At 57.7% G+C, this 15062-nt stretch carries 13 protein-coding genes and 1 pseudogene; all 14 read left to right on the top strand.

All coding sequences use genetic code 11. The features are described 5' to 3' along the window. The first annotated feature begins 44 nt into the window (after positions 1-44). The 14 genes and pseudogenes from MF268_RS24305 to MF268_RS24370 all read left to right on the top strand — a co-directional run bounded on the left by MF268_RS24305 (position 45) and on the right by MF268_RS24370 (position 14917). The gene (locus MF268_RS24305) at positions 45-1256 is read left to right on the top strand and encodes a CaiB/BaiF CoA transferase family protein (protein WP_238373303.1); all 1212 of its coding nucleotides are present in this window, start codon (positions 45-47) and stop codon (positions 1254-1256) included. 8 nt (positions 1257-1264) lie between these two features. Next, positions 1265-2419, top strand: a pseudogene (locus MF268_RS24310) (acyl-CoA dehydrogenase family protein). Positions 2420-2527: 108 nt separating this feature from the next. Continuing rightward, positions 2528-3382, top strand: coding sequence for an SDR family oxidoreductase (locus MF268_RS24315; RefSeq protein ID WP_238373304.1), 855 nt, complete (start codon positions 2528-2530; stop codon positions 3380-3382). Between the two features lie 38 nt (positions 3383-3420). Beyond that, on the top strand, positions 3421-4227 hold the full coding sequence (locus MF268_RS24320; protein ID WP_238373305.1) for an ABC transporter ATP-binding protein: 807 nt from the start codon (positions 3421-3423) through the stop codon (positions 4225-4227). Further along, positions 4220-6139 (top strand): AMP-dependent synthetase/ligase, encoded by a 1920-nt coding sequence (locus MF268_RS24325; protein WP_238373306.1) that lies wholly within the window; start codon positions 4220-4222, stop codon positions 6137-6139. Before MF268_RS24320 ends, MF268_RS24325 begins: the two co-directional genes overlap by 8 nt. Continuing rightward, positions 6140-7027: a branched-chain amino acid ABC transporter permease gene (locus MF268_RS24330; protein ID WP_238373307.1), complete on the top strand. Its 888-nt coding sequence runs from the start codon at positions 6140-6142 to the stop codon at positions 7025-7027. 3 nt (positions 7028-7030) lie between these two features. Continuing rightward, positions 7031-8104 carry a branched-chain amino acid ABC transporter permease gene (locus MF268_RS24335; RefSeq protein ID WP_027238718.1) on the top strand — a complete coding sequence of 358 codons (1074 nt, stop codon included), beginning with the start codon at positions 7031-7033 and terminating at the stop codon, positions 8102-8104. Between the two features lie 11 nt (positions 8105-8115). Then, positions 8116-8928: an ABC transporter ATP-binding protein gene (locus MF268_RS24340; RefSeq protein ID WP_238373308.1), complete on the top strand. Its 813-nt coding sequence runs from the start codon at positions 8116-8118 to the stop codon at positions 8926-8928. Positions 8929-8961: 33 nt separating this feature from the next. Next, positions 8962-10200 (top strand): ABC transporter substrate-binding protein, encoded by a 1239-nt coding sequence (locus tag MF268_RS24345; RefSeq protein ID WP_337926834.1) that lies wholly within the window; start codon positions 8962-8964, stop codon positions 10198-10200. A gap of 92 nt (positions 10201-10292) precedes the next feature. Continuing rightward, positions 10293-11543 carry an ABC transporter substrate-binding protein gene (locus tag MF268_RS24350; protein ID WP_238373309.1) on the top strand — a complete coding sequence of 417 codons (1251 nt, stop codon included), beginning with the start codon at positions 10293-10295 and terminating at the stop codon, positions 11541-11543. Positions 11544-11621: 78 nt separating this feature from the next. Beyond that, complete coding sequence (locus MF268_RS24355; RefSeq protein WP_238373310.1) at positions 11622-12398, top strand: enoyl-CoA hydratase/isomerase family protein; 777 nt, start codon at positions 11622-11624, stop codon at positions 12396-12398. Between the two features lie 11 nt (positions 12399-12409). After that, positions 12410-13192: an enoyl-CoA hydratase/isomerase family protein gene (locus tag MF268_RS24360; RefSeq protein WP_238373311.1), complete on the top strand. Its 783-nt coding sequence runs from the start codon at positions 12410-12412 to the stop codon at positions 13190-13192. A gap of 40 nt (positions 13193-13232) precedes the next feature. Beyond that, entirely contained in the window at positions 13233-13991 is a 759-nt protein-coding gene (locus MF268_RS24365) for an electron transfer flavoprotein subunit beta/FixA family protein (RefSeq protein ID WP_238373312.1), read from the top strand. Then, the gene (locus tag MF268_RS24370; protein WP_238373313.1) at positions 13991-14917 is read left to right on the top strand and encodes an electron transfer flavoprotein subunit alpha/FixB family protein; all 927 of its coding nucleotides are present in this window, start codon (positions 13991-13993) and stop codon (positions 14915-14917) included. Before MF268_RS24365 ends, MF268_RS24370 begins: the two co-directional genes overlap by 1 nt. The last annotated feature ends 145 nt before the right edge of the window (positions 14918-15062 follow it).

The raw sequence follows: 15062 nt of genomic DNA on the forward strand, positions 1-15062 counted from the left end.
GGCTACTATTCTAACAAATGTTAGATTACTGGCGGCGAGAACGAATGCCTGGACCCCTTGATCACCTGAAAATCATCGAACTTGGCCACGTAATTGCCGGACCTTTTTCGGCAGCCTTGCTCTCGGATTTCGGTGCAGATGTCATCAAGATCGAGGCACCCAACCGAACGGATATGATGCGCGACCTCGGGCCCAAGGCAGAGGATGGAGCGGGCGTTTGGTGGAAGACGCTGGGCCGCAACAAGAAGATTCTGAGCCTAGACTGGAAGTCCGGCGAAGGCCGGGACATCCTGCGCAAATTGGTTGAAGGTGCCGATGTTCTTATCGAAAACTTCCGACCGGGCGTGCTTGAACGTGCTGGTATCGGGCCTGAAACCCTTCATGAGTGGAACCCAGATCTGATTGTTCTGCGCGTATCGGGTTACGGACAGGAAGGTCCGATGCGGGACGTACCTGCGTTTGGTCGTGCGGCAGAAGCCATGAGTGGTTTAGCACATCTGACCGGTTTCCCCGACGGGCCGCCGATGCACCCCGGATTTCCGGCGGCCGACAGCTCGACAGGTCTGATGGGCGCATTGGGAATCATGATTGCGCTGTTCGCCCGCGAAAAGGGGATAGCACGGGGTCAGGTTGTCGATCTGGCGGTATTCGAAGCGCTGCTTCGATTGATGGACTATCCTGTTCCCGCGTTGACGGGTGCTAACCTTTCGCCGCGGCGCAACGGGCTGCGCCAGCCGATGGACTTTGCTCCAGGGGGCATGTTCCGCACGTCCGATGGGGTTTGGCTGACCGTCTCGGCAGGTAGCGCGGAAACAGCGCGACGCCTGTTGCGCGCGGTCGGAGGGGACTCTTTGGCCGATGACCCGCGGTTCGAGACACTCGGCGAGATGTCGCAGCACATGGCGGTGGTCTTTGACGCGATCAATGATTTCGTCACGCAGCACACCGCTGAAGAAGTTACGGCTGTATTCGCCCGACATGATGCGGTTGCCTCTCGGGTGTTGAGCGTCGAGGAGATCACGACCAATGAGCAGATACGCCATCGCGGGGACATCGTATCGGTCGAGGGCGAGCAGACCCAGGTCATCGGTCCGATCCCGCATCTAAGCGCGACGCCCGGTGAACTTCGCTGGCTGGGACGACCGCCCGGCGCAGACAGCCGAAGTATTCTAAGCGATCTTGGTTTTGACGATGAGCAAATCTCTGCCCTTTGTGAGGCAGGACTCGTGAGACTGGAAGGCAGGGGGACGCCATGACATTTAGAATGACCCCCGGCCAACAGGAAATCCGCGACCAGATTCTGCGGATTTGTGCACAATTCGACGATGACTACTGGCTGGACCGGGATCGCAACGGTGGTTTTCCCCATGATTTGCACAGGGCAATGGCCGATGGCGGTTGGCTTGGCATCGCCATGCCTGAAGCGGTCGGCGGCGTCGACCTGGGGATCACTGAAGCGACGATCATGATGCAGGCGATCGCCGAGTCCGGGGCTGGCGCGAGCGGGGCCTCGGCCATCCACATGAACATTTTCGGGCTCAACCCGGTGGTGAAGTTCGGGACTGATGAACAGCGCGCGCGCATGCTGAGCCCCCTGATCGCGGGTGATGAAAAGGCTTGTTTCGCCGTCACCGAACCGGCGACGGGGCTGGATACCACAAAGCTAAAGACCATGGCGGTGCGACAGGGGGACAGGTATGTCGTGCATGGTCAAAAGGTCTGGATTTAGACTGCGCAGGTGGCGGACAAAATGTTGCTTCTGGCCAGAACAACGCGGCTTGAGGATGTGACTAACCCGACCGACGGGCTGAGCCTGTTCTATACCGATCTCAACCGTAATTTCGTTGATGTGCGAGAGATCGAAAAGATGGGGCGCAAGGCTGTCGATTCGAACGAGGTCTTCATCGACGGGTTGCCGATACCTGGCGAAGACCTGATCGGAGAAGAGGGCAAAGGGTTTAGGCAAATTCTGCATGGGCTGAATCCAGAATGCATCCTTGTGGCGGGCGAATGCATCGGCATCGCACGCAACGCTCTGACCCGCGCGGCGCAATATGCCAATGAACGAGTGGTTTTCGACCGGCCCATCGGTCAGAATCAGGGCGTTCAGCATCCGCTCGCTCAGGCTTGGGCGCGGGTGGAATAGGCCAATCTCATGGTGATGCACGCCGCCGCCCTTTACGATGCGGGGGAGCCCTGCGGCATCGAGGCGAACGCAGCCAAGCTATTGGCCGCCGACGCCGCGGTTGAGGCGACCGAGGCCGCACAGATCACCTTTGGCGGATTCGGTTACGCAAAGGGATATCACGTGGAGCGTCTGGTCAGAGAAGCGCTCTTGTTCCGCATTGTACCTGTGACGCCGCAGATGTTGTTATCATTCATTGCTGAAAAAGCGCTAGAACTTCCAAAGTCTTACTGACCGCGAGACACAGATTGGGATAGCGCAAATTCTCTACTTGATTATTTTTCTAACAGTCGTTAGATTATCAGACAATGCCCCGCAATAGGGGAAAAGGGAGGAGGCGTCATGAGTGAGACGCAGTTCGGGTCTTCGCGAGAAGACCTGTCAAAACGCTCAACCGTGTATGCTGGCGATTTGTTCGCGGGTAGAACCGTTGTTGTAACCGGTGCAGGCGGAGGTTTGGGGTTGGCGATTGCGACCCTGTTCGCCAGGCTGGGCGCCAATCTGGCGATCAATGGACGCAACGAGGAAAAGCTGGCCTCGGCCAAAGAGTACCTCGAGAGTTTTGGGGGCAGAGTTTTCGCCGTGCCCATGACCATCCGTGACCCTGAACAGGTCGAGGATTTTGTCGCTAAGGCGAATCAGGAATTCGGCTCCATAGACGTTCTGGTGAACAATGCGGGGGGGCAGTTTCCGCAGGCTGCGCTGGATTTTTCCCCGAAGGGCTGGACCGCCGTCATTGACACCAACCTCAACGGAACCTGGTGGATGATGCAATCCACGACGCGCCACTGGGTTGAAAATAAGCAATCGGGTTCCATCGTGAACATCGTGGCCGATATCTGGCGCGGCATGCCCGGCATCGCACATACCTGTGCGGCCCGGGCGGGGGTGATTTACCTTTCCAAATCGGTGGCGGTGGAGTGGGCGCCGTATGATATTCGCGTCAACTGCGTGGCGCCGGGTTGCTGCGAAAGCAATGGTTTCGGGAACTACCCTCCAGAGGGTGCCGCTACCTTCCAGGATTCCAATCCGATGCGGCACGCCGGCGACGAATGGGATGTCGCTGAAGGTGTTGTCTATATGGCGGCCAATTCAGGAAAATTCATAACCGGTGAAGTTCTGAACATCGACGGTGGGCAGCAATTGTGGGGGGACCCATGGCCAACGGGGCGACCGGACTACTTCCGGATTTCCTGATGAAAGCTATGAACCTTCGTGGGGAGAACAAAATCTAGATGATGACGAAGAGTAATACAGCAATCGGTGCCGATGACGGGGCGATACTTGAATGCAACGGGGTCGAACGACGGTTTGGTGGCATCGTCGCCGTTACCGGTGTGGATCTCGTCATTCGGCAGGGAGAAATATTTGGACTTGTCGGTCCAAACGGTAGCGGCAAGACAACACTAACGAATGCAATTACCGGGTTTTATCCGCCAAACGTAGGCGCTGTCCGGCTGGCGGGAAAAGACATCACGGGCATAGCGCCTCATAAGGTTGCCAAGCTCGGGGTTGCGCGGACATTCCAGAATCTTGCCCTTTTCAACGGGATGAGCGTTCTGGACAACATCCTGCTCGGGCGCCACATTCACATGAAACCGGGCGTCTTGCGTACTGCGCTCTATTGGTGGGCGGCGCGGCATGAAGAGATCGAGAATCGTAAGATCGTCGAGGAGGTGATCGAGTTTCTACAGCTTGAAAGCATCCGACATGAGTTGGTCGATGGTCTTCCGATCGGGCTGAAAAAACGGGTCGAGCTTGCGCGGGCATTGGTGGCCGAGCCGCAAATGTTGATACTCGATGAGCCGATGGCAGGCATGAACCAGGAAGAGAAGGGGTATATGTCCCGCTTCATTCTGGATGCCCGTGCCGAGCGTGGCGTCAGCGTTCTGCTGATCGAGCATCATATGGATGTCATCACCGGCATCTGCGATCGGATGCTGGCGTTGAATTATGGAGAAATGATCGCCAGCGGCATTCCGAAGGACGTTGTAAAAGACCCGCGGGTCATCGAGGCATATATCGGAGGGTCGCATGACTGATTTGACGCAGAAACAGTCTTCGGGCGGCGATACGATTGGCGCACTGCTGGCACTGAACGCCTCGAGACATGGATCGGAAATCGCACTTCGCGAGAAAGAGCGTGGGATCTGGAAAGAAACCACTTGGGCGGAATACGCCGAAGAAGTGCTTGCCTGCGCGGCTGGACTTGAAAAAATCGGTGTAAAGCCGGGCAAGGCTGTACTTTTCCTGGGCGACAACCGTGCACGGTTATATGGCGGCATGCTGGCTGTTTCGTTGCTCGGTGCCTATGCAATGCCTGCCTATCCTGGCGCGACACTCGAAGAACTTCGGCACTTTCTTGGCGAAGTCGAAATCGTCGCGGCCATCGCCGAAGATCAGGAACAGGTAGACAAAATCCTGGAACTGAAAGACGCGGGCGCGAAAGGCATTGATCACATCATTTATGATGAAGAGCGGGGTCTTGGCTTCTATGAGGTTGAAGGGCTGATGTCCTGGAATCACCTGATCGAAGTCGGTCAGCACGATTTGAACGAAGCACCAAGTTTGCGCGATGAGCTCTTTGGTCGGGCAAAGCCCGACGATCCGGCCATTTTCATGCATTCGTCAGGGACCACGGGCAAGCCGAAAGGTATCGTTCTGAGTCAGAAGAACGTTCTTGCTGCGGCCAGGAACGGGCATGCGGCGGGTGCATTCGACGACAATGAGGAAATCCTCGCCTATCTGCCGATGGCCTGGGTGGGCGACTTCGCCATTACCGTCGCGGCGGCGCTGCACTGCCGGTTCACCGTGAACGTGCCTGAACGTCAGGAAACCGTCGTTCGCGACATGCGCGAAATCGCTCCGACATTTTATCTGGCGGCGCCGAGAAGCTGGGACCAGATGCTGACGACGATCCAAGTGGGTATCGAGAATTCGACCCCGGTCAAAAAATGGCTGTACCATTTCTTCATGGACCGGGCGATTGCCGCCGAGACACGCAAGCTGAATGGCATTAGCGGCGGTGCACTAGAGCCTTTGGGCCGACTTTTGGGCGAGGCGATCGTTTTTGGTCCGATCAAGGACCAGTTCGGGATGAGTCGTCTGAAGAACGCGTTCACTGGCGGCGAAGCAATCGGTGAGGACACTTTTGTTTTCTACCGAGCCCTGGGAATCAAATTGCGCCAGCTCTACGGTCAGACCGAAAATAGCGCGATCAATGCGATTCAGGCTCCGGGCGAGGTGCGCCTCCATACCGTTGGCAAACCCGCACCTGGCGTCGAGGTAAAAATCGCCGAAGACGGAGAGATCCTGGTGCGTTCGGACAGCGTGTTTGAAGGGTACTTCAACAAACCCGAAGCGACTGCTGAAGCGCTTGAGGGCGGGTGGCTGCATACCGGCGATGCCGGGTATCTGGAGGATGACGGACACCTGGTTGTTCTGGGCCGTGTCTCCGAGGTCATGCATACAGCCGGAGGTGAGCGCTATGTGCCAAACTACATTGAGAACCGGCTGAAATTCAGCCCGTATATCAAGGATGCGGCTGTTATCGGTGCCGGCCTGGATGAATTGACTGCTATGGTCTGCGTGGATTTCGAGGCAGTGGGACACTGGGCCGAAGTGAACGGGGTGCCTTATGTGTCCTATTCCGATTTGTCGCAACGCGACGAGGTCGCGGCGCTGCTGCACGGGGCATTCGAACGGGTAAATAAGGCCGTCACAGAGCCGTTGCGTCTTAAACGCTTTGTCAGCCTGCCGAAGGAATTCGACCCGGACGATGGTGAGATCACGCGGACCCGAAAACTGCGACGCAAGGTCGTACAGGAACGCTATGTCGACGTGATCGCGGCGCTCTACGACGGTTCAAAAGATGTCCACGTAAGCGCGCAGGTGACTTACGAGACAGGGGAAGTAGGGAAGGTCGAAAGAAGCCTTCCCATCAGGGAGGTATAAATGGATTGGGTCTTTCTATCTGAGCTTGCGATCAATGGAGCCTTGACGGGTCTCTTGTATTCGCTCTTCGCTATCGGCCTCGTGCTGATTTACAAAGCATCTTCGGTGCCCAATCTGGCGCAGGGTGGGCTGACAATGGTCGGGGCCTATGTGGTTCTTGCCCTTTCGCATGACGCGGGTCTGCCGCTGTGGCTGGCCATTCCTCTTGCTGCGGTGATCATGTTCGGCCTGGGATTTGGCATCGAGCGTGTTGCCCTGCGCCGTCTCGCGGGCCGCCCGGTCGTCATGATCTTGATGCTGACACTTGGCTTGGACATCTTCCTGCGGGGAATAACACTTGCAATTTGGGGTGGGACATCCCGTTCGGTTGATTTGGGGGTCAGCTATGAACCGCTGTTCCTGGGCGACATCTTCGTCAGCCGCATCCATCTTGTCGGTGCCGGTGTTGCGCTCGCACTCTTTGTCGCCTTCATGCTGTTCTTCCGAACCCGGACCGGGATCAAGTTGCGGGCGATCGCGGATGATTACATGGCTTCGTGGTCGGTCGGCATTTCGGTTGAGCGCGGCGTAGGGTTGTCCTGGGCACTGGCATCAGTTGTTGCCGTCGCCGCAGGCGTCATCTGGGGCGAGATTCAGGGTGTAGATCAGGCGCTGTCGCTGTTGCTTCTGAAGGGCCTGACGGTGGCCGTTCTTGGTGGCCTCGACAGTATCCTCGGCGCAGTGATCGCGGGCATAATTCTGGGCGTCGTCGAAAACGTTGGTGCCGATTTTCTGGATCCGCTTGTCGGAGGCGGAAGCCGTGAGCTTATCGTCGCCGCCGTGCTCATTCTTACGGTCATGATCCGTCCGCATGGACTGTTCGGTCGTCACGACATTGAAAGGGTCTAAGGGATGTTTTATAGACTTTCCGGTGTCCATCACGCCAACTATGTATCCGACAGTCGTATCTTCAAGGTACCTGCTGACCGGAACCTGGCTGTATTCATCTTCCTGATTGGACTTGCCGCGCCATTCATCATACCGTCGCTCTACCTGAACAGTTACATGCTTCCGTGGCTGATCTGGACGGCCGCCGCCCTTGGACTTAACCTGGTGACAGGTTGGGCTGGCCAACTTCACTTGGGCTATGCTGCGGTCATGGCCGTCGGGGCGTATTCGGCGATCCACGCGGCGCGTTTCGGCGTGCCATGGGAATTCGCCCTGATCATTGGCGGGTTGACGTCATCTGTGATCGGCAGCCTGTTCGCCTTTGCCGCATTGCGGGTCAAGGGTCTCTATCTCGCACTCACGACTCTTGCGATGCAATTCGTGATGGACTGGGTTCTGACCCACTCGCCGGCGATTTCAGGGGGCTCGCACGCATCGCTCCAGTCACCAACTTTGGCGTTTCTTGGGCAGGATATTACCTCTGATACCGGTTTTTACTATGTCGCCTTCGGATGGTGTGTGTTGGTGACGATCTTCATGCTGAATCTCAAACGCACTGGGCTTGGTCGTGCCTTGGTCGCGGTACGCGAAAAAGACTTTGCTGCCGCGATCCTGGGTGTGAACAGTTTCTATTACAAGATCCTAGCCTTCGCGACTTCGTCTTTCATCGCGGGCGTCAGTGGTGCTTTGCTTGTCGCCACCTTCTTCTTTCTTGCCGCGCCGGAGCAGTTTTCGGTCACCGTATCTATCCAGGTTCTTGCGATGGTGATCGTTGGCGGCCTCGGCAGCGTAATCGGATCCTATTTCGGTGTTGCTCTGATCCTTCTTGTCCCCGGTTTGGTGAACGGTCTCGTCGTCACGGTGAGCGAGGGGCTTGGTATGCAGATCAATGTTGAAACGCTCGCTCACATCCCGAATGCGGTCTATGGCGCACTGATCGTCATTATCCTTCTGATCGAACCGCTCGGTTTGGGAAAACTCTACGGCAACATCAGAGACTATCTGATGGTCTGGCCCTTCGATCAGTTCAAGAAATAAGGGAAATGCCGATGCAAGAAAAAGTTGAAGCCGAGCACATTCTGTCCATGAACAGTGTCGAGGTGCTGTACGACAATGTAATGCTGGCGATCAAAGGTGTTTCGGTCAAGGTGCCAAAAGGCGAGATGATCGCGCTCTTGGGCTCGAACGGCGCGGGCAAAAGCACCACGTTGAAAGCGATCAGCGGTCTTCTGAAGGCAGAGCGCGGACGCATCAGCCGAGGTGAAGTAACCTTCCAGGGAACAGACATAACCGAAGTGCTCGCGCAAAACCGCGTCGGGATGGGTATCTGTCACGTCATCGAAGGGCGGCGGGTCTTTGAACACCTGACCCCCGACGAGAACCTGACCGCTGCTGCGCCGCGCGGAATGTCCCGATCGGCGCTGAATGCGGAAAACGAAAAGATTTACGACTATTTCCCACGACTTGCCGAACGCCGCAATTCGCAAGCAGGCTATTTGTCTGGTGGCGAGCAACAGATGCTGGCCATCGGCAGGGCGCTGGTGACGCAGCCGAAACTGTTGATGCTCGACGAACCAAGTCTCGGCCTTGCCCCGTTCCTGGTCGAGGAAATCTTCGGCATCCTGCAAAAGATCAATCAGGAGGAGGGCGTATCCGTCCTGCTGGTGGAGCAGAACGCGCTGGCCGCTCTGGAGATTGTTTCGCAAGGGTATCTGATTGAGAACGGCCGCGTTGTCATGCACGGCACGGCCGAGGCGCTCAAATCCAACTCCGACATTCAGGAATTTTATCTGGGCGGCGGAGAAGAAACCGATTTTCACAACGTCAAGCACTACAGCCGACGCAAACGTTGGCTGAGCTGAGGTACTATTCAGAAATTGTTCAGGGAGGATCAAATGAAGAAATTTACCAAAGCGTTGGCCGTGTTTTCAATGGTTGGCGGAGCGATGTTCGGCACCCAGGCGCTGGCTGAGCCATTCAAGATCGGCATCTGCTACGACCTCAGCAAAGCCTATACCTTTGCCACGCCGCAGGTTGCCCAGGCGGCACAGGATCTCGCCAAACTGGTCAATATGAAGGGCGGCATCGGAGGAGAACCGGTCGAGGTTATCGTGCGCGATCACGGGAACGAACCGCAGCGCGGGATCGAGTGTTATTCCAAGCTCAGCCGCGAGGGCGTTTTCGTCTTCGATACACTGTCCACTCCAGTGTCTTTGGCCATCCTGCCTCGGGCCATGGAAGATGGACGTATCCTGATGCAGTCACTTGTCGGCCGCGGCGATGCCGTGGATGGTAAGGTTTTTGACTGGGTCTATCCGATCGGGCCTACCTATTGGGGGCAAGCCGCCAACGACGTTGCCTATATCAAGCAATTGCATGACGGCGATCTGTCGGGTGTGAAGGTAGGCTTTGTCTATTTCGATTACCCTTTCGGACAAGAGCCAATCGAGATTCTGGAAACCCTGTCCGAGAAAGAGGGTTTCGAACTTGAGCTTTACCCCGTTCCGCTGCCCGGCAGCGACCAGGCCGGAGTATGGTCCAAGGTGCGCCGCGACAAGCCCGATCACGTGATCGTCTGGATGCTGGGCGGTGCCCATGTGGTCGCATCGAAAGAGATGCAGCGCAATCGCATCCCGATGGAAAAATACATTTCGGTCAACTGGCTGAACGAGGTCGATATTGCCAATATCGGCACTGATGCGGCCAAAGGCATCAAGCGCGGTACCAATGTCGTGGGCGGTCAGGATGTCGCCCTGTTCAAGGAGATCATGACCGAGCTTTATGACAACGGACAGGGCTCGGGCCCGATTGAGAAGACGCAGGACGTTTTCTATAATACGGGGCTGGCCATGTATTCGATCATGTTCGAAGCCGCGCGCAACGCGGTCGAACTCGAAGGGCTGCCAATCACTCCGACATCCTACAAGGCCGGACTCGAGTCGTTGAAGGGTTATGACGCCAACGGGTTGATGGCCCCCATTACGGTAACGGCCGAAGACCATGGCGGCGGTGGCCAGACGCGCATCGAAATGTGGGACGGGGAGGCTTGGGTGCCGCAAACCGAATGGATTTCTGAATACGGCGATGTCGTGTGGGATGTGGTTAAGGAAAGTTCCGCAAAATACGAGCAGTGACAGGCTGATAGTAGGAAGGGTGGCGCTGTACAGGGCGGCGGCGCTCACAAAACAGTTTAGCCGCCCTAAAATCAACCAACGGGAGAGAGAATATGAAAATCAAACAGCACATCAAGGCGGTGGCCCTTACTGCCGCATTGGCAACAAGCGCGACGGTGGCTGCGGCACAGGACAAGGAGCCGATCCGCTTCGGACTTTGCTTCGACCTTAGTAAATCGTACACGTTCATTTCACCGCAGGTGGCCCAGGCAGCCCAGGACCTGGCGATGTACACCAACGAAAACGGTGGAATTGAAGGCCATCCGGTTGAAATCATCATTCGCGACCATGGCAACGAACCGCAACGTGGCGTGGAATGCTATGAGCAGCTCAAACGTGACGGTGTTTTCCTTTTCAACTTTCTTTCCACGCCCGTCACGAACGCGGTTCTGCCGCGTGCCATGAAGGACGGAAACGTCCTGATGCAATCCTTCGTTGGCCGTGGCGATGCCGTGGACGGCGAGGTGTTCGAATGGGTTTTCCCGGTCGGCCCGACCTACTGGCAGCAGGCGGCAAATGACGTTGCCTTCATCAAAGGCCAGATGGGCGGTGACCTGAGCAAAGCAAAGATCGGGTTCATCTATCTGGATTATCCCTTCGGTCAGGAACCGATCGAGATCCTGAAAACACTTTCTGAAAAGGAAGGGTTTGAGCTGGAGCTTTATCCTGTGCCGCTCCCCGGGTCGGATCAAGCCGGCGCATGGAGCAGTATCCGCCGTGATAAGCCAGATTACGTGATCAGCTGGCTTCTGGCGGGCGGACACGTGGTCGCCTCCAAGGAAATGCGCCGCAACCGCTTCCCGATCGACCGCTATCTGTCGGTTAACTGGTTGAACGAAGTCGATATCGCCAACATCGGCGAGGAAGAGGCGAAGGGCATCCTGCGCGGGACCAACGTGGCCGGTGGCCAGGAAGTTCCGATCGTCAAGACGATGCTGGACACCTACTATGCCAATGGCAAGGGCAGCGGTCCCGAGAGCCTTGTTCGCGACGTGTACTACAACACGGGCATGGCGATTTACTCGGCCGGTTTTGAAGCCGCACGTATCGCGATTGCCGAAAACGGTTGGCCGCTCACGCCAGAAAGCATGAAGGCTGCCTATGAATCGATCGAGAACTTCGATGGCGACGGCGTCATGGCCCCGGTGACCGTAACCGGTGAAGACCACGGCGGCGGCGGCAAGACCCGGGTCGAACAGTGGAATGGCGAAACCTGGGTTCCGCTGACCGACTGGAGCGCCGACTATCTCGACGTTGTGTGGGAAGTCATCAAGCACAGTTCCAAGTCGTTCTCTGTCGAATAAGCAGGAACTTCCCCGCGGCAAACATGTCGCGGGGAAGCTTCGCACTAGAATGTCACCAGTTAAAACGGAGCAGGTATCATGAGCCCAATTGATGTAAAAATCGAAGACGGCATTGCGACCGTCTGTATCAATCGGCCCGAACGCAAGAACGCGCTTTCCGTGGCCGCGACGAACGGGCTGACGGATGCCTGGGAAAAGATCGAGGCGGACGACAGCGTTCGTGTGGCCATACTGACCTCGGCCGATTGCGGTGTTTTCAGCGCCGGGCTGGACCTCAAGGAAGCCACGCAAATCGCGCGCGACGAAGGCGTCGATATCCTGTCAAAGATGCGCGATCCATTTCACGAGACCATGCGCGCCTGCAGGAAGCCGATCATCGCGGCGATGACGGGGTCGCTGATGGCGGGCGGCATGATGCTGACGCTGAATTGCGATTTGCGGGTCGGACTCAAGGGGACCAAGGTTGGCATTACCGAGGTGAAGATCGGTCGCGGATCGCCTTGGGCTTCGCCGGCACTGACCATGCTACCGCAGCCCATCCTTATGGAAATCCTGCTGACCGGAGACCTGATGCCGATCGAGCGGCTACATGAATACGGGTTCACCAACTATATCGAGGACTCCCCCGATGCCGTTCGCGCGCGGGCATTCGACCTTGCCAAACGCATAGCCAGTGGGGCTCCGCTTTCGGTGATCGCTGCCAAGGGCGGCGTTCGCGCAACCATGGATCTGGGCTGCGCGGGTGGCCTCGAAGAAGGTAAGCGCCTGCATGAGGTTGTGTACGCCAGCAACGACGCGATTGAAGGCCCCAAGGCTTTTGCTGAAAAACGCGCACCGGTCTGGACAGGAACCTGATGGAGACCGGAATGACTGAACTTATTCGCCTGGACAGGGATGGGCCTGTCGGAATACTGCGTTTTCTTCAGCCGGCAAAACGCAACCCTTACAGCATCGGGTTCGTCGAAGAACTGGTGGCGCTCCTGCGCGAGGCTGAACAGGATGATGTAATCCGCGTCGTTGTCATGACAGGCGGCGATCATTTCAGCAGCGGCGGCGATCTCGTTGGATTTCAGGCTGAAATCGCGAAAGGCGCAAGGGCGACATCGGAAATGGTCGACCGGGTTCACGATGGCGGACGCGCGGCCTATCTGTTTCGGAAGCCTCTGATTTCTGCTGTATGCGGGGTGGCATTTGGTGCGGGTCTCAGCCTGGCGCTGTCTGCGGATTTCGTCGTAGCCGCCGAAGATGCCCGGTTGTGCGAAGTTTTTGCGCGCGTCGGCGGCTGTCCCGACACCGGCTCGAGCTGGCTGCTTCAGCAGCGTGCCGGTGCGGGCGTGGCGCGGATGCTTGTTCTCACAGGTCGTGAAATAGACGGGCGCACCGCCAGGGAACTGCGAGTTGTCGAAGAATGCGTACCCCCCGACCAGGTCGAGCAACGCGCTCTGGAAATTGCCCACGAGATCGCCCCACACCCGATGTTCGGCATTCAGACCGCCAAGCGCGTGATGCGTGCCGCGGCGGAGTGCAGCTATCTGGAGGCGCTGGACATCGAGCGCGATGCCCAAAGCGTTTTGCTGTGTGCGCATGATTTTCCAGAGGCCATGAAAGCGTTCTCCGAGAAAAGAAAACCCGAATTCAACGACCGATAGGTCGGTAGAAACCGTATCTAACAAACCAAGGAGACCGTAGATGAAGGTGCTTGTGCCTGTCAAACGCGTGATCGACTACAACGTGAAAGTGCGCGTCAAAGCGGACGGAAGCGGTGTCGATCTTGCCAACGTTAAGATGTCGATGAACCCCTTTGACGAGATCGCCGTCGAAGAGGCCATCCGCCTGAAAGAAGCCGACAAGGCAGACGAGGTCGTCGTCGTCTCGATCGGTGTGAAGCAAGCGCAAGAGACCCTGCGCACCGCTTTGGCCATGGGCGCGGATCGCGCCATTCTAGTTGTGGCCGCCAATGACGTCCACCAGGACATCGAACCGCTGGCTGTGGCCAAGATCCTGAAAGCCATTGTCGACGAAGAGCAGCCGGGTCTGGTCCTGGCCGGTAAGCAGGCCATCGACAACGACATGAACGCCACCGGCCAGATGCTGTCGGCGCTGTTGGGATGGTCGCAAGGCACCTTCGCCTCGGAACTGGACATCGACGGCGACAAGGCCGTGGTGACCCGCGAGGTCGACGGCGGTTTGCAGACTATCAAGGTCAACTTGCCTGCAGTCGTCACCGTGGACCTGCGCTTGAACGAGCCGCGTTACGCTTCGCTGCCCAACATCATGAAGGCCAAGAAGAAGCCGCTGGACGAAAAAACCGCCGCCGGTTACGGCGTCGACTCTTCGCCGCGTCTTGAAGTGGTCAAAACGACCGAGCCGGCAACACGTGCCGCCGGCATCATCGTCGGCTCGGTTGACGAGCTGGTTTCGAAACTCAAAGAAGCGGGGGCTGTGTAATGGCTGTTCTTCTTCTCGCCGAAATCAACAATGGTGAACTGGCGCTGGACGCCACCGCCAAAGCCGTCACCGCCGCCCGGGCACTGGGCGACGTGACCGTTCTGGCCGCGGGTGCTTCCGCCGCCGCAGCTGGCGAAGCCGCCGCCAAGATCGACGGTGTCGCCAAGGTGTTGGTCGCTGAAGATGCGTCGCTGGGTCACCGCATGGCGGAACCCACCGCCGCGCTGATCGTGTCGCTGGTCGGTGACTATTCGCACATCGTGGCACCCGCCACGACCGACGCCAAGAACGTCATGCCGCGCGTTGCTGCGCTGCTGGACGTGATGGTGATTTCGGACGCCTCTGGCGTTGTCGATGCAGACACGTTCGAACGCCCGATCTATGCCGGCAACGCCGTGCAAACCGTCAAATCTTTGGATGCGACCAAGGTTATCACCTTCCGCACCTCGACCTTCGACGCCGCTGGCGAAGGCGGCTCGGCCGCAGTCGAAACCATCGGTGCTGCCGACAACCCCGGCCTGTCCGAATGGGTCGAAGACAAGGTGGCCGCATCGGACCGCCCCGAGCTGACCTCGGCCGGCGTGGTCGTGTCCGGTGGCCGTGGCGTCGGATCCGAAGAGGATTTTGCCCTGATCGAAAAGCTGGCTGACAAGCTGGGCGCCGCCGTTGGGGCTTCGCGCGCTGCTGTCGACTCGGGCTACGCCCCGAACGACTGGCAGGTGGGGCAAACCGGCAAAGTTGTTGCCCCCGAACTGTATGTCGCCGTTGGCATCTCGGGCGCCATCCAACACCTGGCTGGCATGAAGGACAGCAAGATCATCGTCGCGATCAACAAGGACGAAGAAGCCCCGATCTTCCAGGTTGCTGACTTCGGCCTGGTCGCCGACCTGTTCGAGGCCGTCCCGGCCCTGACTGACGCACTGTAAATCGCGTCACATCAAATGAGAGAAGGCCCGCCATCCGGCGGGCCTTCTTTGTATGCTCATCTTGTTCCTAAAGCGTTTCTAAATTAACTTGAGGCATACCCGGCAGCCTTGAAGTAGTTCCAGCATTCGGTTGGATCATAGAGTT

It is taken from the genome of Heliomarina baculiformis (assembly GCF_019966545.1).
GTDB lineage: Bacteria > Pseudomonadota > Alphaproteobacteria > Rhodobacterales > Rhodobacteraceae > Heliomarina > Heliomarina baculiformis.